The following is an 18,520-nucleotide window of genomic DNA, read 5'->3' on the forward strand; positions in this document are numbered from 1 at the left end:
CCGAGCCCGGGGAGGCCGCCATCCGCATCCTGGTCGTCGACGACGAGATCAACCTGCTCCGCGCCCTCGAGACGGGCCTGGAGGCCGAGGGCTTCGCCGTGGACACCGCCACCACCGGCACCGACGCCCTCTGGTACGCGCAGGAGGCCGACTACGCCGCCATCGTCCTCGACCTGATGCTCCCGGACGTCAGCGGCTTCCGCGTCTGCGAGCGGCTGCGCGCCGCCGAGGACTGGACCCCGATCCTGATGCTCACCGCGAAGGACGGCGACCTCGACCAGGTCGAGGCCCTCGACACCGGCGCCGATGACTACCTCACCAAGCCGTTCTCGTTCCCGGTGCTCGTCGCGCGGCTGCGCGCCCTCATCCGCCGCGGAGCCGCCGAGCGGCCCACGGTGCGCGTCGTCGGCGATCTCGTGCTGGATCCGGCCTCCCGGAGCGTCGAGCGGGGCGGAGTCGCCGTGCCGCTGACCGCGCGCGAGTTCAGCGTCCTCGAGTACTTCGTCTCACGGGCGGGCGAGGTCGTCTCCAAACGCGACGTCCTCGGAGCCGTCTGGGACTTCGACTACGACGGCGACCCGAACATCGTCGAGGTCTACGTCCGCACCCTGCGCAACAAGATCGACCGGCCCTTCGGCCGCGACACCCTCCGCACCCGGCGCGGGGCGGGCTACACGCTGGTGGCCGGGTGAGCCGCCGGAGCCTGCGGACCCGCATCACCGCGGCCGCGACCGCCGTGGTGGCCGCCGCCGCGCTCCTCGGGAGCGTGCTCTTCGTCCTGGTCCTCTCCTCCGTGCTCGCCTCGAGCGCCGCCTCCGCCGCCGACGCCGAGGCGGAGCGGGTCGCTGCGCTGGTCGAGCAGGGCGGCCCGGAGGCCGTCCGCGGCTCGGAGGGACTGGTCCAGCTCGTCGTCGACGGGCGAGTCGCCGCCGCGGGCGAGGACGCGGAGGACCTCCCTCCGCTCGCGCTGGCCGAGAGCGACGACCCGGTCACGGTCGACGTGGACGACGAGGGGCCGGTGGTGGTCGCCGCCCGCGAGCTCGACGACGACTCCCTCGTCGTGGTCGGCGTGCCCGACGAGGGCCGCGAGGAGGCGGTGTCCACGACGATCGGGCTGCTCGCGGTCGCCGTCCCGCTGCTGATCGCGCTGGTGGCGGTGGTGTGCGCCGTCGTCGTCGGCCGGGCGCTGCGCCCCGTGGAGCGGATGCGCGAGGAGGCCGAGGCGGTCACCTCCTCCGCCCTGGACCGCCGGATCGCCGCTCCCGGCTCCGGCGACGAGGTCGACCGGCTGGCGCACACCCTCAACCGGATGCTCGATCGGCTGCAGAGCGGGCATGAGCGGCAGCGGCGCTTCGTCTCGGACGCCTCGCACGAGCTGCGCTCCCCCGTCGCGGCGCTGCGCCAGACCGCGGAGGTGGCGCTCGCGCACCCGGACCGGCTCGACTCCGCCCGGCTGGCGAGGACGGTCGCGGAGGAGTCGGTGCGGCTCGGCGGGCTGATCGAGGGCCTGCTGCTGCTCGCCCGGGCGGACGAGGCGCGCCTGGCCGTGGCGTCGGCCCCGGTGGACCTCGACGACCTCGCCCTCGGCGAGGTGCGGCGCCTGCGCGACTCCGGGGCCCGGGTCGACGCGAGCGGGATCTCGGCCGTGCAGGCGGTGGCCGACGAGGCCCTGCTCTCGCGGGCGCTGCGCAACCTGGTCGACAACGCGGTGCGGCACCGCTCCTCGCAGCTGGCGCTCTCGACCCGGATCGACGGAGCGGAGGCGGTGCTCGCGGTGGACGACGACGGGCCGGGGATCCCGGCGGCGGAGCGCGAGCGGGTGCTCGAGCGCTTCGTTCGCCTCGACGAGGGCCGGGCGCGCGACGCCGGAGGGTCGGGCCTCGGCCTGGCGATCGTCGCCGGGATCGCCCGGGCCCACGGCGGACGGGTCGTCGTCGGCGACTCGGCGCTGGGCGGCGCCCGGGTCGAGGTACGGGTGCCGCTCGTCCGCTGAGCGGGCGCTTCAGGCTCGCTTCAGCGCCCGACCGCGAGAGTGCTGGAGGCGTCGACGAGCGGCGCCGGGACGGAGCCATCGTGCAGAAGAAGACGAAGATCATCGCCGGGATCGCCGGAGCGGTCGTGCTGATCGGAGCCGGGACGGGCATCGCCTACGCCGCGACCGACGGCTTCGAGGGATCCGACTCCCTCATCGGCAGCGACCTGGACCGCGCGAGCGAGGCAGCGCTCGCCGAGATCGGCGGCGGGACCGTCACCTCGGCCGAGCGCGACGACGACGGCGCCACCGGCTACGAGCTGGACCTGACCGACCGCGCCGGCCTCGAGTACGAGGTGCGCCTCGACGACTCCTTCGCCGTCGTGTCCGTGGACCCCGACGACCGCGCCCTCCAGGCCGGCTCCGTCGACGACGGCGTGCCTGCCGGCGACCCGACCGCGGCCGCCGTGGACCCGGACGACCTCACCGGCGACGACCTCGCCCGCGCGAGCGAGGCGGCGCTGGGCGCCGTCGGCTCCGGGACCGTCACCGAGGCCGAGCGCAGCGACGACGCCGGCCACGCCTTCGAGGTGGAGGTCACCCGCGAGGACGGCACGGACGTGGACGTCGAGCTCGACGCGGCGTTCGCCGTGCTCTCGACGCAGGAGTAGCGCTCTAGCGGCCGCCGGGGCCCTTCGCGGCCCCGGGCGCGGCACCGCTGCCCGCGGGGGCGCCGACGCCGGTCGCCGCACCGCGAGCGCCGGGGCCGTTGCCGTTGCCGCCCGCGTTGCCGTTGCCGTTGCCGTTGCCGTTGCCGTTGCCGTTGCCGTTGCCGTTGCCGGGAGCGTTCCCGCTGTTCCCGGGTGCGTCGCCGCTGTTCCCCGGAGCGTCCCCGCTGTTCCCCGGAGCGTCCTCGCCGGGAGCGGCCGGGGTCTCCTCCGCGGGCTCCTCCGGCTCGGTCGGCGTCTCCTCCGGCTCCGACTCCTCGGGCGAGGGGGCGGGGTCGTCCTCGGTCTCGACGGGGGCCGGCGTGTCCTCCGGCTCCTCCTCGACCGGGGTCGTCTCCTCGGGAGCCGGGGCGGTCGTCTCGGCCGGCGCCGGCTCCGGGGCTCCCGCGATCAGGGCCTCGAGGTCGCCGCGGACGACGTCGACCTGCGCCTGCACCGTCGCTGCGCGGTCGGAGCTGACGGAGCCCTCGGCGAGCGCGGCGTCGAGCGCCGATTGCAGCGAGGCGAGCTCGGTGAGAGCGCCCTGGTAGTCGTCGGCCGAGGCCTTCTCGGCGACGGCCACCACAGCGTCGTCGAGGGTCTGGGCGGTGCCCTCGTCGATGCCCTGCGGCGCGGAGGAGCATCCGCTCAGCAGCAGGACCGAGGCGAGCACGGCGCCGGCGGCGCGCAGTCGGAGGCCCCTCACGAGCGGATGCTCTCGCGCAGCTGACGGAGGTGGTCGCCCAGCTCGCCGTCCACCTGCGGCAGAGGCGACTGGGGACCGTCGATCAGGATGATCGCGAGCCCGACGGCGACCGCGACCAGCGCGAGCACCAGCACGATCAGCCACGGGCTCGGGCCGCGGCGCTGCGGAGGGGCGGCCGCGGGGCGGAGCGGAGCCGTGCGCGGCGCCGGAGCGGTCTGCGGTGCCGGAGCGATCCGCGGTGCCGGAGCGATCCGCTCGGTCGCGGTGAAGCGCTGCGTCGGAGCGATCGCCTCCGTGGCCGGGTAGGCGTCGGCCGCGAGCCGGCGGGTCGGGTCGAGCGCCTCCGTCCGCGTGATCGGCTCGGTCTCGGCGAGCGGCTCCGTCGACATCACCCGGGTGGCGGGGACGTCGGGAACGACGATGGCCGCCGGCGGGGAGTCGCGCCGCGGATCGATCAGGCGGCGTGCCGACTCCGCCACCTGGAGCGCGGCGGGACGCTCGCCGGGCTCGCGCCGCGTCATCGAGGTCAGGAGCGAGGTCCAGCCGCTGCCGAGCGACTCCGAGACCTCGGGGTCGCGGAGCAGGCGGGCGAGCGTGACCTCGATCGCCGAGCCCGTGAACGGGCGGCGGCCGGTCAGCGACTCCAGGAGCACCAGGCCGAGGGAGTAGATGTCGCTCGCCGAGGTGACCGGGTCGCCGTGCGCCTGCTCGGGGCTGAGGTAGGCGGCGGTGCCGATGAGGGTGCCGGGCGCGGTGATCCGCGTCGCGTCGATGAGGGAGGCGATGCCGAAGTCGGCCAGCTTCGGGCGGAACTCGCGGCTGGTCAGCGGGCTCGGGACGAGCAGCACGTTCGACGGCTTCACATCGCGGTGCACGACTCCGGCCGCGTGGACCGTGTGCAGGGCCTCGCCGAGGTCGCCCGCCATCGAGGCGACGTCGTTCGGCGCGACCGGGCCCTCGGCGAGCCGCTCGGACAGGCTCGGCCCCTCGGCGAGCTCCATCACCATGTAGGCCTGGCCGTTGGTGTCGTCGCCGCCGTCGTGCGCGTCGTAGAGCGTGACGAGGGCGGGGTGGTTGAGGGCCGCGAGCAGCCGGATCTCGGACGCCTTGCGCTGCAGGTCCTGTGCGTCGTCGATGCCGGGGGCGAACATCTTCAGCGCGACGGAGCGGCCGAGGACGCCGTCTCGCGCCCGGTAGACCGTGGCCATGCCGCCGCGGCCGATGAGCTCCTCGATCGTGTACCGGCCGTCGACCGTCGTCCCGACGATGCGGGTGTCGCCTGTCCGGTGGGATGCCACAAGTCCTCCTCGCGGTCGGCGGCGGGTGTGCCGCGCCCCCCGGTGCGACCGTCGACCCAGGGTAGTACGTCGACCCTGCACGCCGCCCTCCCCCGGCCGGGCTGTCAAGCGGGTGCCCCCGCGCGCGCCCCGACGTAGCGTCGGAGGTCCCGACGAAAGGCGACGACATGGACCAGGACCGCACGGAGCAGGACGACCAGGGCTCGACCATCGGCAAGCCGGACGGGGCGGCGCCCGCCACCTCCTCCGAGAGCGAGACCATCGAGAAGGACATCTCGGAGTCGCCCGGCAGCGAGCGCGAGACCGAGGCCAAGCAGGATTCGGACCCGGCGGAGAGCCGCACCGAGGTCTCCGGCTCGGCCGAGGTGAAGGCCGTGCCCGGCACGGGCGGCCCGGACGACGTGGGCGACGTCGAGGTCGACCCCGACGAGGTCTCGCTGAACGGCAAGCCGTTCCCGGGTCACGCCGGCACGAAGTAGGACGCCCGGGAGGGGCGGGGCCGCGGCTCCGCCCCTCCCGTGCTCTCCGGTCCACCCACCACCGGTCGTCCGCCCTCGCCCGGAGGTTCCGCGGACCGCGCGGATCGTCCCGCGCCTGTCAGGCGAGCGGCGTCAGGCGACCGGCGTCAGCAGGCCCGGGTCGCGGCGGTCGACGGTGCGGGAGTTGTTCACGCGGCGGTCGACCGGGTGGGCCGTGACGGTCGAGGCCATCGCGACGGACGCCCGGTCGAGGGTGGCGAGCATCTCCTCGGCGGAGGCGAGCGGAGCCGGGTCGAGCCAGGCGTCGCGCACGTCGGGCGTGAGGAACACGGGCATCCGGTCGTGCACCTCGCCGGAGGCGTCGCGCGCCTCGCGGGTGATGATCGTGAAGGAGACGCGCCAGTCGTCGCCCTCCTTGCGGGCCGTGTAGAGGCCGGCCGCGGCGAGGATCGGCTCCTCGCCCTGCAGGAACCAGGGCTGCTTGCCGTCGGCGCGGGTCTCCCACTCGTAGTACCCGCGCATCGGCACGATCGCGCGCTGCTTGGCGAACGCCCCGCGGAACAGGCCGTTCGTCGCGACCGACTCGAGGCGCGCGTTGATCGGCGAGGGCCCCCTGCCCTTCGACCAGGACGGGGTGAAGCCCCAGGACGCGAGCTCGAGCTCGCGCTCCCGCTCGCCGTCGTGGAGCCGCTCGCGGACGATCGGCGCGACGTCGGTGGGAGCGACGCTGTAGTCGGGCGCCCAGTCCTCGGCGCGCCCGCCCGCGGCGACGAACTCGCGGATCAGCTCATCGGTCTCGGAGTCCATCGCGAAGCGGCCGCACATGCGGGACAGGCTACGCCGCACCTCCGACGCCGCGCGAGGCGCCCGGTCCGACCACCCGGGACTTCGCGGACCAGAAGCGCATCAGCGCGCCGGCGAGGATCGAGCCCAGCGCGCCGGCGGCGAGGTCGCCGAGCGTGTCCTCGTAGCCGACGAAGATCGAGGAGTCGATGAAGCGGTGCCCCGCCCACTCGCCCCACTCCCACAGGACGCCCGCCGTCGTCCCGAAGCAGGCGCAGAGCACGACCGCCGGGAGCAGCGGCCCGCGATCGCCCGCGACCGCCGGCACGACTCCGGCCCGCGCGGCGACGATGTAGGCCACCGCGGCGATCAGCCCGTTGAGCACGCAGTGCACGACCAGGTCCCACTGCGGCCAGGCCTCGTAGAGGCCGAGGACGCTGCTCCAGGACGCCACGAGCAGCGCGAGCCCGAAGAGGGCGTCGAGCGCCGGACGGATGCCGAGGAAGCGCGGCAGCACCAGCCCGATCGCCGCGAGCGCGAGCACCGCCACGTCGACCAGGTCCCAGCCGATCGCGGCCGCCACGATGCTCGCCGCTCCGATCGCGCGGATGCCGTCGGCCGTCCACTCCCCGCGGGTGCGCGGGGGCTCGAGGAAGGTCTCGACGAGGGCGGAGCCGCTCACGGCTTCGTGAAGCGCAGCACGGCCTGGACCGGCTCGTGGTCGGAGGGCGCCGCTCCCCCGTAGCGGACGGCGTTGATCCCCGCGGAGACGACCTCGAAGGCGCCCTCGCTGACGAGCAGCCAGTCGATCCGCTTGCCCGGCGCCGGCGCGCGGTAGTTCGAGAAGGTGCTCCACGAGTGGGTGAGGTGCTTCTCCGCCGTCTCCCACGCGTCCGCGAGGCGGCCCTCCTCGAGGATCGTCCGGTAGGGGACGGTGTCGACGTCGGTGTTGGTGTCGCCCATCACGATCGCGGGGCGTCCGAGCTCGAGGACGCGGCGGGCGATCAGCTCGGCGGAGCGCTGGCGCGAGCGCCGCGAGATGTGGTCGAAGTGGGTCGAGACCACGGTGAGCTCGCGGCTGGTCGCGTGATCGGTCAGCTCCGCGATCACGGCGGTGCGCGGGATGCGGTTGCCCCAGCTGCGCGAGCCGGCGACGTCCGGGGTGTCCGAGAGGGCGATCTGGGTCCAGTGCCGGACGGCGTAGCGGCTGCGGTCGACGAAGAGCATCACGCGCTCGCCGCCGCGGTCCGCGTCCCGGCCGAAGCCCATCGCCTCGAAGGAGGAGCCCAGCGCCTCGTGCACGGCGGCCGACTGGTCCGGCAGCGCCTCCTGCACGGCGAGGATCGAGGGGCGCTCCTGCTCCAGCACCCGCTGGACGAGCGGGCGGCGCCGGTCCCACTGGTCGACGGCGCGGGAGGTGAGGCGCGGCATCCGCCGGCGGATGTTGTAGGTCATCACGTGCAGATCGGGCGCCTCGGTCGGGCCGATCAGAGGCGTCGCGTCGGTCATCACTCCACCCTACGGGGGCGGATCGAGGTGCCACGGAGGCTTGCGGTGACCGCTCCCGGCCGCTCTACTTCGGACATGCCCCTCTCCCAGGACCTCACCGCTCTCGCCGACGAGCGCTTCGTCTCGCTCACCACGTTCCGGAAGTCCGGGGACGCCGTCTCGACCCCGGTCTGGATCGCCCGCGACGGCCACGAGCTGATCGTCACCACTCCCCGCCGCAGCGGCAAGGTGAAGCGCCTCCGCAACGACGCGCGGGTGACCCTCGTCCCCTGCGACCGCCGCGGCCGCGTCTCCGACTACGCGGTGCCGGTCGAGGCCGCCGCGGAGATCGACGCCGACCCCGGCGAGGTCGAGCGCCTGGGCCGCGTGTTCCTGGCGAAGTACCGGCTCGAGTACCGCGTGTTCCTCCTGATCGAGGGCCTGGTCACCCGCGCCGACCGCACCCGCGTGATGCTCCGCGTCTCCGACCGCTGACCCGCACCGCCCTACACCCCCGGAGGCTCCCGCCGGAAGGCCTGGGGGCCGCCGGACCCGAGGTCTACCGTGGGGCGATCGCCGGTGCCCCTGCGCGCTTCCCGCGCGCGCTCCGGCGGCAGTCAGAAGGAGCACGCAATGAGCATCGGAGCAGGGATCTTCCTCCTCGTCGTCGGCGCGGTCCTCGCCTTCGCGGTGGACGTGCAGGTGTCCGGGATCGACCTGAAGCTGGTCGGCTACATCCTCATGGCGGCCGGAGCGGTCGGCCTGATCCTCGGGCTGGTCCTGCTGACGCGCCGCCGCCAGGCCGTCTCGACCACGCGCTCGGCCGTCGACCCGGCCAGCGGCGAGCAGGTCACCCGCCGCTCGAGCGAGAGCGACGGCCCGCTGATCTGATCGGCGGAACGACGAAGGGCGGGACCTCGCGGTCCCGCCCTTCGTCGTTCACGGCCCTACTCGGCGGGCTCGTCCGGCTCGCCGCCGGAGACGGTGTCGGTGTCGCCGCCACCGGAGGAGGTGTCCGTCCCGGTGCCGTCGGGGAGGTCCTCGGTCTTCTCGGTGTCCTCACCCGTGGTGCGGTCGGTGCTCATGGCGCTCTCCCTTCGCGTCGGCGACCTGCCGACCCGCCCACTCTGCTCCGCCCGCGCCTCGCGGGGCAGGGGGTAGCGGAGGCGGAGGCCGGCGTGGAAGGCGCCTACTCCTCGACGACGATGGTGGTGATGACCGGGTTCCGGCGGTGGCGGCGGGTCAGCCAGCGGCCGAGGGTGCGCGTGATCAGCGCCTCCATGGCCTCGAGCTCGACCGGCTTGCCCGCGGCCTGCAGGACGGCGTCGTCGATCGCCTTGCTCGCGTTGGCCTTCCAGCCCGGCTCCTCGACGAAGCCGCGGGTGAAGAACTCGACCGGCTCGCCGAGCGTGCCGCGGTCGAGGTCGGCGATGGCGAGGACCGTGATGGCCCCCTCCTCGGCGAGGACGATGCGGTCGTTCATCGCGTCCTCGGTGGCGACGCCCATCGTGGTGCCGTCGACCAGGATCTGGTCGGCCGGGATGCGCCCGCTGATGCGCGAGCGGCCCTTCACCAGGTCGATCGAGACGCCGTCCTCGATGACGAAGACGTCCTTCTCGTCGATCCCGGTGCGCGTCGCGATCGCCGCGTTCGCGGTGAGGTGGCGCCACTCGCCGTGCACGGGGAGCACCGCGGTGGGGCGCAGGATGTTGTAGCAGTAGGCGAGCTCGCCCGCGCTGGCGTGGCCCGAGACGTGCACCTTGGCGTTGCCCTTGTGCACGACGGTGGCGCCCCAGCGGGTGAAGGCGTTGATGATCCGGTAGATCGCGTTCTCGTTGCCGGGGATCAGCGAGCTGGCCAGCAGCACGGTGTCGCCGGGGCCGATGTCGATGATGTGGTCCTTGTTGGCCATGCGCGAGAGCGCCGCCATCGGCTCGCCCTGCGAACCGGTGCAGATCATCACGATCTCGGTCGCGGGGAGCTTCTCGAGCACCTTCATGTCGACGACGAGGCCGGCCGGGATCTTGAGGTAGCCCAGGTCGGCGGCGATGCCCATGTTGCGGACCATCGAGCGGCCGACGAAGGCGACCTTGCGGCCGTGGCGCTGCGCGGCGTCGAGGACCTGCTGGATGCGGTGCACGTGGCTCGCGAAGCTGGACACGACGATGCGGCGCGGCGCGGTGCGGAACACCTGGTCGATCGCGGGGGCGAGGTCGCCCTCCGAGATCGCGAAGCCGGGGACGTCGGCGTTCGTGGAGTCGACCAGGAACAGGTCGACGCCCTCGTCGCCGAGGCGCGCGAAGCCGGGGAGGTCGGTGGTGCGCCCGTCGAGCGGGAACTGGTCCATCTTGAAGTCGCCCGTGTGCAGCACGAGGCCGGCCTCGGTGCGGATCGCGACGGCGAGCCCGTCCGGGATGGAGTGGTTCACGGCGAGGAACTCGAGGTCGAAGACGCCGGCGTCGATCCGGTCGCCCTCCTTCACCGGGCGCGTGCGCGGCGTGATGCGGTGCTCCTGCAGCTTCGCGCTGATCAGCGCGAGGGTGAAGGTCGAGGCGATGATCGGGATGTCGCCGCGCTCCTTGAGGAGGTACGGCACGCCGCCGATGTGGTCCTCGTGGCCGTGGGTGAGGACGATGGCCTCGATGTCCTTCAGGCGCGAGCGGATCGCGGCGAAGTCGGGGAGGATCACGTCGATGCCGGGCTGGTTCTCCTCGGGGAAGAGGACGCCGCAGTCGACGATGAGCAGCTTGCCCTTGTGCTCGAAGACGGTCATGTTGCGGCCGATCTCGCCGAGGCCGCCGAGCGGAGTGATCCGCATGGCGCCCTTCTCGAGGGGCTTGGGCTTGGGGAGCTCGAGGTGGTGGCGGGCGGGCTTGGCGGTTCTGGCGTTTCTCATGCGGTTCTTCCGGGAGGGAGTGGCTGGACGCGGGCGCGCGGCGCAGGGTCCGACCGCGCGCCCGGTCGGGCCGCGGTGATGTGTCGCTCCGGCGCTGTGAGCGCTGTCGGGAGCGGGTGGAGGTGTGCGGGACGGGGCCGGGCGGGGCCGCTCTCAGCGGGCGGTGCCGTCCGTGCGGCGCGCTCTCGCGCACCGACCGTCCCGTACATCCTGCCAGCGTTCCCTGGGTCGCGGGTCCAGGAGGCGGGATCCGGGCCTCGCAGGCGCTCAGGCGCGCGCGTCCTCGACCTCTCGCCGACCCACCGCGTCCTGGCGGCTGCGGAGGAGCTGGCGGCCTGGCGCGCGTGACGGGCGCCGTTCGATGGCTTTACTGCGCTTCACTCGATCTGGATAAAGCACAGTAAGACTCCTGAACCGGCCCGTATGGATGCCGTCGACAATCCCTACACGCCGAACGCGGGAGCGCGACCGGAGATCCTCATCGGCAGAGACGAGCAGACCCAGGCGTTCCGCACGCTGCTGACGCGCCTGCGACGGGGCCGCACGAACCAGTCGATGACCATCACGGGGCTGCGGGGCGTCGGAAAGACGGTCCTTCTCAACGGCTTCCGGACGATCGCCCAGGAGGAGAACGGGGACAGTGATCGAGTTCGAGGCGGTCAAGCACGACGAGGGCCGGTTCCGCCAGGTGCTGGCATCCCAGCTCAAGGCGGCACTCCTCCGCCTGTCTCCCCGCGCGAGATGGACTGACCGCGGGAGGCACGCCGCCGCGGTCTTGAGCGCCTTCGCGGTGTCTGTCGGAGCGGACGGCGAGTGGTCCATCGGATGGGATGTACCGCTGGCAGAAGGAGTGGCCGATCATCGGGATCTCGGACTGGACCTGACGGACGTCCTCGTCGCCGTGGGTGAAGCGGCGGCCGAGCAGGGCGAGGGGATCGTCCGAGGGCGCGGTCTACGACGACGACGCTGTTGAACTCGCAGTCGAGATCACGACCGGATACCCCTCTTTCATCCAGGAACGGGGCTACCAGGTCTGGACGGTGGCTGAGAACGATCGCATCCACCGGGAGGACGTCGAATTGGCGAGGGAGGCCTAGGAGGCGAAGCTGGACAGCTCCTTCTTCCGCGTGCGACTCGATCGGGCGAGTCCACTTCAGACCGCGTACATGCGAGCCATGGCGGAGCTCGGACCAGAGCCCCAGAAAGCGGGCGACGTCGCGGCGCTTCTGGAGCGCGCGTCCACTCAGCTCGGATCGGTCCGCGCGGAGCTGATCGGGATGGGGCTCCTGTTCACTCCCGAGCACGGGTACGCCGCGTTCACTGTTCCGGACTTCGACCGGTTCATGAAGCGTGCAGTCCCCGTCTTGGAGGTGCCTCCCGTCGTGAGCCGGGGAGCCCGTCGAGCACCCGCCACCGAGGTCTGAGCCAGGCCGCACCCGTTCACGGCCGCCCGGCGTCAGGACTCGTCGGCCTCGAAGCGCAGGGACCGGTCGGCCACCGGCAGCCCGGAGTCGCGCACGGCGGCCTCGATCGCGGCGTGCCCGCCGTCGGGCGCGACGATCCGCAGGCCGTCCTCGGTCGCCCAGTAGGCGGTGACGCCGTGCTCCTCGACGAGGGTCGTGAGCAGCGCGGCGGTCCGCTCCTGCTCGCCGGGACCGACGGTGATCGCGGCCCAGGGACCGGAGATCTCGACCGGGGCGCCCCGCTCCGCGCCCGCAGCGTCCCGCAGGTCCTCCGCCGCCCGGACGATCGGGAGCAGCGCGGGCAGCCCGCCGGAGACGTCCTCCAAGGAGTCGAGGGCGAAGGACCCCTCGCGGAGCGACGCGTGCAGCTCCAGGTCGCGGCCGAGCCCGTCGATCCGCTCGAGCAGGGCCGACGCGTCGACAGCGGGAGCGGGGCACGCGGCGGTCGGCTCCTCCGCGCCCGCGAAGGAGAGGGTGTTCCCGCCTGCGGACGTCGCCCGGAACGACCACAGCACCGGATCCGCGTACTCGGTCGCGCAGGCCGTCGCGAGGGCGTCGGCGAGCGCCGGCTCCTCGACCGCGACCCCGACCCAGGAGGTCGGCGGGCCGAACGCCGGCGCCTCGACCCAGCGCTCGGCGCCGTCGAGGGAGACTCCGGGCACCGCGGCGACCTCGCTCGTCAGACGGTCGAAGCCGGCGTCGGGCCGTGCGAACGGCGTCTCGTCGATCGTCCAGACGAGGAGCGTCAGCCCGCCGGCAGCGAGGGCCGCGGCGAGGACGCCGGCGACGGGGAGGAGGAGGCGACGGGACACGCCCCCATCCTCGCTCCCCTCCTCCGCGGCGTCACGTGGACATCGGGTGAACGGACGGTGCGTCGGCGACGACGGCTCCCGCCCGCGGCCCGGCCCGCGCCGCTACTGCCCGGCGCCCATCCCGCCGTCGATCCGGTACTGGGCGCCCGTGATGAACGAGCTCTCGTCCGAGGCGAGGAAGAGCACCAGCGCGGCGATGTCCGAGGCCTCGGCGTAGCGTCCGAGCGGGATCCCGGCCTCGTAGGCGGCACGCTGCTTCTCAGCGTCGCCGCCGCCCGCCTCGATCGAGCGCATCATCCGCGTGTTCACGGGCGACGGGTGGATCGAGTTGACCCGGACGCCGGTGCCCGCGACCTCGAGGGCCGCGCTCTTGGTGAGCCCGGCGACCCCGTGCTTCGAGGCGACGTAGGGGCTGAGGCCCGGGGCGCCGTCGAGCCCGGCGACGGAGGAGGTGTTGATCACGCTGCCCCGCCCCTGCTCGATCATCCGCGGCAGCACGGAGCGGAGCCCGAGGAAGGCACCGCGCAGGTTGATGCCGATGACGCGGTCGAAGTCCTCGGGGGCCGTGTCGACGATCGACGCCACCCTCCCCTCGATGCCGGCGTTGTTGAAGAAGACGTCGATCCCGCCGAAGGCGTCGACGGTCGCGCTCACGTAGCGGTCGACGTCGTCGGGGTCGGAGACGTCGGCGCGGACGGTGAGGACGCGCCCCTCCGCCTCGAGGCCCGCGGCCGCCTCGTCGAGCGCCGACTGGTCGATGTCGACCAGCACGACGCGGGCTCCGGCGTCCAGGAGCGCGCGGGCGGTCGCGAGGCCGATGCCTCCGGCGCCGCCGGTGATGATCGCGGTGCGGTCGGTGAAGTCGGTCATGGTGATTCCCTTCGTCGTCCGTGGTGCGGGGCGGCGGCGGTGCCGGCCCGCTCCCAGCACGCTAGGCGGCGGCCGACCGCCTGCCACGGGGGTCGACCTCCGCGGGGGTCAGGGGTTACCGGCGCAGTCCCGAGACGAGCGCGAGGAGCCCGTCCATCGACTCGACGACGAGGGGCGGGAGGTCGCCGCGCTCGGCGACGAAGGCGATCGGGGTGGTCGCGACGACGTGCCCGGCGAGCTCGCCGTCGACGTGCACGACCAGGAGGCCCGCCCCCTCGGCCTCGGGGGTGCCGACCACGACCTCCCGCTCGCCGAGGAAGCCGGTCCGCGGATCCTTCCGGGCGGAGCGGATCCACGCGGGCAGCGGCTCCTCGGCGACGTACCTCGAGAGCGCGTCCTCGAGCGACGGGCAGGTCACGTCCTCCTGCGGCAGCCCGAGGCGGTGCGCCTCGAAGCCGCCGTCGACCGGCGTGATGAAGCCGAGCACGGCCTCCGGCTCCCGCGGGTCCTCGGTGCGGGCGCGGACCCGCCAGCCGTCGTCGCCGACCGGGTCGAGCTCCACGTCGTCGACGGTCGCGGGCAGTGCTGTGCGGATCACGGGTGGTCCTTCCTCGAGGGACCGTCCAGTCCACCGGACGGCGGAGGGCGCGTCACCGGGGTTGACGACGGTCGCACCACCCGCATCGAGCACGCCCGCTCCGGACGCGTCCGACTGCTCCCGCTCCGGCACAAGGCCCAGCGCGCGGGCCGCCGTCTCCGCTTGACTGGGGGCGACGCGCCGACCCTCGGCGCACCCGGGAGGCGACATGGCGAACCACCGTTTCGAGCTGCGGTCCGGCCGCGGGATGGGCGTCTCGGCGGCGGGCGATCCCGTCGCCGACCGGCTGGTGGTGTTCTGCCACCCCACTCCCGGAGCGGGCGGCTTCGACCCCGACCCGACCGTCACCGGTCCGTGGGGTCTGCACCTGCTGATCCTCGACCGCCCCGGCTACGGCGCCTCGGACCCGGTCGACGCCGCTCACGGCCGCGTCGAGGACCGCGCGGACGACCTCGCCGAGTACCTGCGCCGCTCCGAGCGCACCGCCCGCATGGTCGAGGGCGCCCGCTTCGGCAGCGTCGGCGTGGTCGGCTGGGGCTCCGGCGGCGCGTTCGCGCTCTCGCTCGCGGCCCGGCACCCCGACCTCGTGGACCGCCTCGCGCTGGTCGGCACCCCCGCGCCCCCGCAGGCCGGCGTGATCGTGCACCCCACCAGCGCGTGGGAGCGGCGCGAGACCCTCCGCGGAGAGGACGCCGACGCGATCGCCGCCGCCCTCCCGCAGACGCAGCCGGGCCTGGACGCGCTCGGGATCGACTCCGACGACCCGGTGCTCGCCACCCACGGCGGACTGCGCAACCGGCTGGAGCGGATGCTCGCCGAGGGCTGGCGGCAGGGCTCGAGCGGCGCCGCGACCGACCTCGCGGCGCTCCGCGACGGCTCCTGGGCCGACGACCTCGACCGGGTGACCGCCGAGACGCTCCTGGTCCACGGCGACGCGGACCCGGTGGCGAGCGCCGAGGACGGCCGCTGGTACCGCGGCCGCCTCGCGCGGGCGCGCACCGTGACGGTCGACGGGGCCGGCCGGCTGGCGCTGGTGCGCGAGTGGCGCCGGATCCTCGACCACGTCGCTCCGCTCGAGCGCGGGGCGGAGGGCCGATGAGCCGCCTGGGCGCGGGCCCGCTCGTGCTCGTGTCGGCGATGGCGGTCTCGGGAGTCGTGCACCTGGTGCACCCGCGGACCTTCGACGCGGTCGTCCCGCGAGGGATGCCCGGCTCGGCGCGCGGATGGGTCCTCGTCTCGGGAGCGGCGGAGCTGGTCTGCGCGGCCGCGACGCTGCACCCGCGGACCCGCGCGGCCGGCGGTCTCGCCTCCGCCGCCCTGATGGCCGCCGTCCTCCCCGGCAACGTGCAGATGGCGCGGGACGCCCGTCGGCCTCGGACCCGGGTGATCACGCTGCTGCGCCTCCCGCTCCAGATCCCGCTCGTGCTCTGGGGTCTTCAGGCGGCACGCAGCCGCTGACGCAAGCCCGCGCGGGCGCGGATCGCCCGCTGCTACCGTCCAGGCATGACCGACCAGAGCGCGGACGACCGCCACGACCAGCTGACCAGCGCCCCGAAGGCGACGGAGGCCGACGCGGCCCCGCGCATCGAGGTCTCCACCACCGAGGCCGGCGACACCCGCATCGACATCCGCGAGGACGCCGCCGTGCGTCCGGGCCGTGTCGACGAGAACGGCGACGAGCTCGACGAGAGCCGCGACGATGCCTGAGCGCCGCCGCGCCGCCCTCGTCTACAACCCCGTCAAGGTCGACCTGGAGTCCGTGAAGGCCGCTGTGAAGCGCGCCGAGGAGGCCGCCGGCTGGGAGGAGACGCTCTGGTACGAGACCTCCGTCGAGGACCCCGGAGCCGGTCAGACGAAGGAGGCCCTCGCCGCGGGCGCCGACGTCGTGATCGCGGCCGGCGGCGACGGGACGGTCCGCGTCGTGGCGGAGGCCCTCCGCGGCTCCGACGCCTCGCTCGCGCTGCTGCCCTCCGGCACCGGCAACCTGCTCGCCCGCAACCTGAACCTCACGCTCGACGACATCGACAACTCCCTGACCGTCGCGTTCTCCGGACAGGACCGGGCGATCGACGTCGGGATGATCGACATCGAGACCTCCACGGGCCGCGACCGCCACGCCTACGTCGTGATGGCGGGCCTCGGGATCGACGCGAAGATGCTCGCCAACACCGACGACGACCTCAAGAAGCGGGCCGGCTGGCTCGCCTACGTGGACGCGCTGCGGAAGGCCCTGCTCGACAAGAACCAGCTCGAGTTCCGTTACCGCCTCGACGGCTCGAAGACCCGCAAGGTGCGCGCGCACACGATCATCGTGGGCAACTGCGGCGCCCTGCCGGCGAACATCCTCCTGCTGCCGGACGCGGCCGTCGACGACGGCGAGTTCGACATCGTCCTGCTGCGCCCCGAGGGCTTCTTCGGCTGGGTGCAGATCATCTTCAAGGTGGTGTGGGAGAACGGCGTGCTCCGCCGCAGCGGCGTCGTCGGCAAGAAGCTGATGGGCCTGACCAAGGAGGTGTCGGCCCTGCGGTACGTGAAGGGCCGCGACCTCACGGTCCGCCTCGAGCACGCGCAGGAGATCGAGCTCGACGGCGATCCGTTCGGCTCGACCTCGGCGTTCCGCACCTGGATCGAGCCCGGCGGGCTGACGGTGCGCGTCCCGGCGTAGCGCCGGCGGCGGCCGGGCGGATCCGCCCGGTCCGCCTCCCGCCGGGAGAGAGGATCGTCATCCCTCCCGGCGGAGGCGTCTGCTCCGAGCAGGGCGGTGCAGTGCGGCTTCGGGTACCGCACCCCATGCACCTGCATGAACACGGCGACTGTAGTGCGGAATCCGTCGCCGCCGCAACGATCCGCGGGGCTCCGGCGGCTCGAATGGGTAGTTCCACCGTGCGATGCTCCGTGGCGGCGACGGATTCCGCAGCTGACTCGCCCCGGCAGGAGCGTGATCGCCCGTCCGTCGATCGACGGGGCTTCTCCTCGGCACGGTGCCGACACGCGCACGAAACGCCCGCCCGCTAGCGTGCGGACATGACATTCCGTGCGTCAGCCGCGCTCAGCGCGCTCGTGGCCTCCTCCCTCCTCCTCGCACCCGCCGCCATCGCCTCCCCCGCCGCCCGCGCGGGCGCCGTCGACGGGGGCACCAGCGCCGGCGATCCCTACTTCCCCGGCCTCGGCAGCAGCGGCTTCGACGCCCTCACCTACAGCCTCGTCCTGAAGTACGATCCGGCGACCCGGTCCCTCGGCGGCAGGGCCGTGGTCACCCTCGCGCCCCAGAAGGACCTGCGCTCGCTCTCCTTCGACCTGACCGGCCTCACCGTCTCGAAGGTCACCGTCAACGCCGGGGTCGCCCGGTTCTCGCAGTCGGGGGACGAGCTGACCGTCACGCCCGCCCGGACCCTCCGGAAGGGCCTGCCCGCGCTGGTGAGCATCGACTACGCCGGGACCACCGGGAACCCCGTCGACGGCACCGGGGCCCCCTTCGGCTGGTGGTCGACGGACGACGGCGCCCTGGTCGCCAGCGAGCCGGACGGCGCCTCGACCTGGTATCCCGTCAACGACTCGCCCGCCGACAAGGCGCGCTACACCTTCAGCATCACGGTCCCGGAGGGCCGGACGGTGGTCGCGAACGGCCTGCCGGTCGGCTCCCCCACCACGTCGAAGGGGTGGACGACCTCGCGCTGGGTCGAGACCAGCCCGATGGCGAGCTACCTCGCCATGGTGAACATCGGCGACTACGACCTGGTCCGCTCCACCCGGGGCGGCGTGACGACCATCGACGCGATCGACCGGGACATCACCGGCGACACCCGCGCCCGCACCGAGGCGGCGCTCGCGAAGCAGGGCGCGATCATCGACTACTTCTCCTCCGTCTTCGGCCCGTACCCGTTCCGCTCGGCCGGAGCCGTGGTCGACGACGAGCGGATCGGCTACGCCCTCGAGACCCAGGGCCGCTCGTTCTACTCCGGCGGCGCGGACGAGTCGACCGTCGCGCACGAGACCGCGCACCAGTGGTACGGCGACAGCGTCACGCCGGAGACCTGGTCCGACATCTGGCTGAACGAGGGCTTCGCGACCTACGCCGAGTGGCTCTGGGAGGAGCACACCGGCGGCGCGAGCGTCACCGAGTCCGCCGCCCGGGTCGCCGCCGCTCCCGCCGACGACCCGTTCTGGTCGACCGCCGTCGCCGACCCCGGAGCCGCGGGCCTCTTCGACGCGCCCGTCTAGGCCCGCGGCGGCCTGACCCTCGTCGCCCTCCGCGACCGGATCGGCGCGGACGCGTTCGGCGTGCTGCTGAAGCGCTGGGCCTCCGAGAACCGCTACTCGAACGCGACGACCGCCGACTTCCAGGCCCTGGCCGAGAACGTCTCCGGCTCCGACCTGGCGGACTTCTTCGACACCTGGCTGCGCACGCCGGAGAAGCCCGCCGGTCTCTGACCCCCGGATCGCCGCGG

General features: G+C 73.8%; 26 protein-coding genes. 16 read left to right on the top strand and 10 right to left on the bottom strand.

Annotated features, from left to right (window positions below; genetic code table 11):
- Positions 1 to 20 precede the first annotated feature (20 nt).
- From C5C99_RS03395 to C5C99_RS03405, 3 genes are all read left to right on the top strand, one after another.
- On the top strand, positions 21 to 692 hold the full coding sequence (locus C5C99_RS03395) for a response regulator transcription factor (RefSeq protein ID WP_104222956.1): 672 nt from the start codon (positions 21 to 23) through the stop codon (positions 690 to 692).
- Positions 689 to 1,993, top strand: a complete 1,305-nt coding sequence (locus C5C99_RS03400) for an ATP-binding protein (protein ID WP_258063614.1) — start codon at positions 689 to 691, stop codon at positions 1,991 to 1,993. Before C5C99_RS03395 ends, C5C99_RS03400 begins: the two co-directional genes overlap by 4 nt.
- A gap of 80 nt (positions 1,994 to 2,073) precedes the next feature.
- The gene (locus tag C5C99_RS03405; protein WP_104339590.1) at positions 2,074 to 2,643 is read left to right on the top strand and encodes a PepSY domain-containing protein; all 570 of its coding nucleotides are present in this window, start codon (positions 2,074 to 2,076) and stop codon (positions 2,641 to 2,643) included.
- Between the two features lie 4 nt (positions 2,644 to 2,647).
- Here the strand turns inward: C5C99_RS03405 and C5C99_RS17000 are convergent, their stop codons facing one another.
- Positions 2,648 to 3,385, bottom strand: coding sequence for a hypothetical protein (locus C5C99_RS17000; RefSeq protein ID WP_181074529.1), 738 nt, complete (start codon positions 3,383 to 3,385; stop codon positions 2,648 to 2,650).
- Complete coding sequence (locus tag C5C99_RS03415) at positions 3,382 to 4,683, bottom strand: serine/threonine-protein kinase (protein WP_104226116.1); 1,302 nt, start codon at positions 4,681 to 4,683, stop codon at positions 3,382 to 3,384. The genes C5C99_RS17000 and C5C99_RS03415 overlap by 4 nt, the downstream gene beginning before the upstream one ends.
- A 167-nt stretch (positions 4,684 to 4,850) precedes the next feature.
- Between C5C99_RS03415 and C5C99_RS03420 the strand changes: the two genes are divergently transcribed.
- Positions 4,851 to 5,162 carry a hypothetical protein gene (locus C5C99_RS03420; RefSeq protein ID WP_104222919.1) on the top strand — a complete coding sequence of 104 codons (312 nt, stop codon included), beginning with the start codon at positions 4,851 to 4,853 and terminating at the stop codon, positions 5,160 to 5,162.
- A 132-nt stretch (positions 5,163 to 5,294) separates the two neighbouring features.
- Here C5C99_RS03420 and C5C99_RS03425 read toward each other — a convergent pair whose 3' ends face one another.
- The 3 genes from C5C99_RS03425 to C5C99_RS03435 are packed head-to-tail and all read right to left on the bottom strand — an operon-like array spanning position 5,295 to position 7,454.
- Positions 5,295 to 5,987 carry an SOS response-associated peptidase gene (locus C5C99_RS03425; protein WP_104226115.1) on the bottom strand — a complete coding sequence of 231 codons (693 nt, stop codon included), beginning with the start codon at positions 5,985 to 5,987 and terminating at the stop codon, positions 5,295 to 5,297.
- A gap of 10 nt (positions 5,988 to 5,997) precedes the next feature.
- Positions 5,998 to 6,627, bottom strand: a complete 630-nt coding sequence (locus tag C5C99_RS03430; RefSeq protein WP_104226114.1) for a hypothetical protein — start codon at positions 6,625 to 6,627, stop codon at positions 5,998 to 6,000.
- Positions 6,624 to 7,454 (bottom strand): endonuclease/exonuclease/phosphatase family protein, encoded by an 831-nt coding sequence (locus C5C99_RS03435; protein ID WP_104249931.1) that lies wholly within the window; start codon positions 7,452 to 7,454, stop codon positions 6,624 to 6,626. Before C5C99_RS03435 ends, C5C99_RS03430 begins: the two co-directional genes overlap by 4 nt.
- A gap of 75 nt (positions 7,455 to 7,529) precedes the next feature.
- On the opposite strand from C5C99_RS03435, the gene C5C99_RS03440 reads away from it, so the two are divergent.
- Positions 7,530 to 7,928: a PPOX class F420-dependent oxidoreductase gene (locus C5C99_RS03440; RefSeq protein WP_104246944.1), complete on the top strand. Its 399-nt coding sequence runs from the start codon at positions 7,530 to 7,532 to the stop codon at positions 7,926 to 7,928.
- A gap of 138 nt (positions 7,929 to 8,066) precedes the next feature.
- On the top strand, positions 8,067 to 8,324 hold the full coding sequence (locus C5C99_RS03445; RefSeq protein ID WP_104222924.1) for a DUF6458 family protein: 258 nt from the start codon (positions 8,067 to 8,069) through the stop codon (positions 8,322 to 8,324).
- Positions 8,325 to 8,380: 56 nt separating this feature from the next.
- On the opposite strand, the gene C5C99_RS17005 is transcribed toward C5C99_RS03445, so the two are convergent.
- Positions 8,381 to 8,518: a hypothetical protein gene (locus C5C99_RS17005; RefSeq protein ID WP_159940924.1), complete on the bottom strand. Its 138-nt coding sequence runs from the start codon at positions 8,516 to 8,518 to the stop codon at positions 8,381 to 8,383.
- A gap of 104 nt (positions 8,519 to 8,622) precedes the next feature.
- Positions 8,623 to 10,329 carry a ribonuclease J gene (locus C5C99_RS03450; protein WP_104222925.1) on the bottom strand — a complete coding sequence of 569 codons (1,707 nt, stop codon included), beginning with the start codon at positions 10,327 to 10,329 and terminating at the stop codon, positions 8,623 to 8,625.
- Between the two features lie 423 nt (positions 10,330 to 10,752).
- On the opposite strand from C5C99_RS03450, the gene C5C99_RS17430 reads away from it, so the two are divergent.
- From C5C99_RS17430 to C5C99_RS17445, 4 genes are all read left to right on the top strand, one after another.
- Positions 10,753 to 11,079 carry an ATP-binding protein gene (locus C5C99_RS17430; protein ID WP_258063615.1) on the top strand — a complete coding sequence of 109 codons (327 nt, stop codon included), beginning with the start codon at positions 10,753 to 10,755 and terminating at the stop codon, positions 11,077 to 11,079.
- Entirely contained in the window at positions 10,970 to 11,302 is a 333-nt protein-coding gene (locus tag C5C99_RS17435; RefSeq protein WP_258063621.1) for a hypothetical protein, read from the top strand. The genes C5C99_RS17430 and C5C99_RS17435 overlap by 110 nt, the downstream gene beginning before the upstream one ends.
- Entirely contained in the window at positions 11,235 to 11,426 is a 192-nt protein-coding gene (locus C5C99_RS17440) for a hypothetical protein (protein WP_258063616.1), read from the top strand. The genes C5C99_RS17435 and C5C99_RS17440 overlap by 68 nt, the downstream gene beginning before the upstream one ends.
- Positions 11,427 to 11,504: 78 nt before the next feature.
- Complete coding sequence (locus tag C5C99_RS17445) at positions 11,505 to 11,753, top strand: hypothetical protein (RefSeq protein WP_258063617.1); 249 nt, start codon at positions 11,505 to 11,507, stop codon at positions 11,751 to 11,753.
- A 32-nt stretch (positions 11,754 to 11,785) separates the two neighbouring features.
- On the opposite strand, the gene C5C99_RS03460 is transcribed toward C5C99_RS17445, so the two are convergent.
- The 3 genes from C5C99_RS03460 to C5C99_RS03470 all read right to left on the bottom strand — a co-directional run bounded on the left by C5C99_RS03460 (position 11,786) and on the right by C5C99_RS03470 (position 14,072).
- Positions 11,786 to 12,604 carry a hypothetical protein gene (locus C5C99_RS03460; RefSeq protein WP_104246945.1) on the bottom strand — a complete coding sequence of 273 codons (819 nt, stop codon included), beginning with the start codon at positions 12,602 to 12,604 and terminating at the stop codon, positions 11,786 to 11,788.
- 102 nt (positions 12,605 to 12,706) lie between these two features.
- Positions 12,707 to 13,474: an SDR family NAD(P)-dependent oxidoreductase gene (locus C5C99_RS03465; RefSeq protein WP_104226110.1), complete on the bottom strand. Its 768-nt coding sequence runs from the start codon at positions 13,472 to 13,474 to the stop codon at positions 12,707 to 12,709.
- Between the two features lie 115 nt (positions 13,475 to 13,589).
- Positions 13,590 to 14,072, bottom strand: coding sequence for a hypothetical protein (locus C5C99_RS03470; RefSeq protein ID WP_104246946.1), 483 nt, complete (start codon positions 14,070 to 14,072; stop codon positions 13,590 to 13,592).
- 208 nt (positions 14,073 to 14,280) lie between these two features.
- Between C5C99_RS03470 and C5C99_RS03475 the strand changes: the two genes are divergently transcribed.
- From C5C99_RS03475 to C5C99_RS16715, 6 genes are all read left to right on the top strand, one after another.
- Positions 14,281 to 15,171 (top strand): alpha/beta fold hydrolase, encoded by an 891-nt coding sequence (locus C5C99_RS03475; protein WP_104246947.1) that lies wholly within the window; start codon positions 14,281 to 14,283, stop codon positions 15,169 to 15,171.
- On the top strand, positions 15,168 to 15,530 hold the full coding sequence (locus C5C99_RS03480) for a hypothetical protein (RefSeq protein ID WP_104222929.1): 363 nt from the start codon (positions 15,168 to 15,170) through the stop codon (positions 15,528 to 15,530). Before C5C99_RS03475 ends, C5C99_RS03480 begins: the two co-directional genes overlap by 4 nt.
- A 45-nt stretch (positions 15,531 to 15,575) precedes the next feature.
- A complete protein-coding gene (locus C5C99_RS03485) occupies positions 15,576 to 15,779 on the top strand; it encodes a multidrug transporter (RefSeq protein WP_104222930.1) in 204 nt (67 codons plus the stop codon).
- Positions 15,772 to 16,737: a diacylglycerol kinase family protein gene (locus C5C99_RS03490; protein ID WP_104222931.1), complete on the top strand. Its 966-nt coding sequence runs from the start codon at positions 15,772 to 15,774 to the stop codon at positions 16,735 to 16,737. The genes C5C99_RS03485 and C5C99_RS03490 overlap by 8 nt, the downstream gene beginning before the upstream one ends.
- A 359-nt stretch (positions 16,738 to 17,096) precedes the next feature.
- Entirely contained in the window at positions 17,097 to 18,293 is a 1,197-nt protein-coding gene (locus C5C99_RS03495; RefSeq protein ID WP_104339591.1) for a M1 family metallopeptidase, read from the top strand.
- 60 nt (positions 18,294 to 18,353) lie between these two features.
- On the top strand, positions 18,354 to 18,503 hold the full coding sequence (locus tag C5C99_RS16715) for a M1 family metallopeptidase (RefSeq protein ID WP_146085458.1): 150 nt from the start codon (positions 18,354 to 18,356) through the stop codon (positions 18,501 to 18,503).
- Positions 18,504 to 18,520: the final 17 nt, after the last annotated feature.

Source organism: Rathayibacter sp. AY1C4 (assembly GCF_002932195.1).
Lineage (GTDB): Bacteria > Actinomycetota > Actinomycetes > Actinomycetales > Microbacteriaceae > Rathayibacter.

What these genes read in the sequence shown, in the direction of transcription:
- C5C99_RS03420 (WP_104222919.1), top strand. Translation starts at nt 4,851, where the DNA reads ATGGACCAGGACCGCACGGAGCAGGACGACCAGGGCTCGACCATCGGC.
- C5C99_RS03445 (WP_104222924.1), top strand. Translation starts at nt 8,067, where the DNA reads ATGAGCATCGGAGCAGGGATCTTCCTCCTCGTCGTCGGCGCGGTCCTC.
- C5C99_RS03440 (WP_104246944.1), top strand. Translation starts at nt 7,530, where the DNA reads ATGCCCCTCTCCCAGGACCTCACCGCTCTCGCCGACGAGCGCTTCGTC.
- C5C99_RS03435 (WP_104249931.1), bottom strand. Translation starts at nt 7,454, where the DNA reads ATGACCGACGCGACGCCTCTGATCGGCCCGACCGAGGCGCCCGATCTG.
- C5C99_RS17005 (WP_159940924.1), bottom strand. Translation starts at nt 8,518, where the DNA reads ATGAGCACCGACCGCACCACGGGTGAGGACACCGAGAAGACCGAGGAC.
- C5C99_RS03485 (WP_104222930.1), top strand. Translation starts at nt 15,576, where the DNA reads ATGACCGACCAGAGCGCGGACGACCGCCACGACCAGCTGACCAGCGCC.
- C5C99_RS03475 (WP_104246947.1), top strand. Translation starts at nt 14,281, where the DNA reads ATGGCGAACCACCGTTTCGAGCTGCGGTCCGGCCGCGGGATGGGCGTC.
- C5C99_RS03490 (WP_104222931.1), top strand. Translation starts at nt 15,772, where the DNA reads ATGCCTGAGCGCCGCCGCGCCGCCCTCGTCTACAACCCCGTCAAGGTC.
- C5C99_RS03465 (WP_104226110.1), bottom strand. Translation starts at nt 13,474, where the DNA reads ATGACCGACTTCACCGACCGCACCGCGATCATCACCGGCGGCGCCGGA.
- C5C99_RS17430 (WP_258063615.1), top strand. Translation starts at nt 10,753, where the DNA reads ATGGATGCCGTCGACAATCCCTACACGCCGAACGCGGGAGCGCGACCG.
- C5C99_RS03425 (WP_104226115.1), bottom strand. Translation starts at nt 5,987, where the DNA reads ATGTGCGGCCGCTTCGCGATGGACTCCGAGACCGATGAGCTGATCCGC.
- C5C99_RS03480 (WP_104222929.1), top strand. Translation starts at nt 15,168, where the DNA reads ATGAGCCGCCTGGGCGCGGGCCCGCTCGTGCTCGTGTCGGCGATGGCG.
- C5C99_RS03450 (WP_104222925.1), bottom strand. Translation starts at nt 10,329, where the DNA reads ATGAGAAACGCCAGAACCGCCAAGCCCGCCCGCCACCACCTCGAGCTC.
- C5C99_RS03495 (WP_104339591.1), top strand. Translation starts at nt 17,097, where the DNA reads ATGACATTCCGTGCGTCAGCCGCGCTCAGCGCGCTCGTGGCCTCCTCC.
- C5C99_RS17445 (WP_258063617.1), top strand. Translation starts at nt 11,505, where the DNA reads ATGGCGGAGCTCGGACCAGAGCCCCAGAAAGCGGGCGACGTCGCGGCG.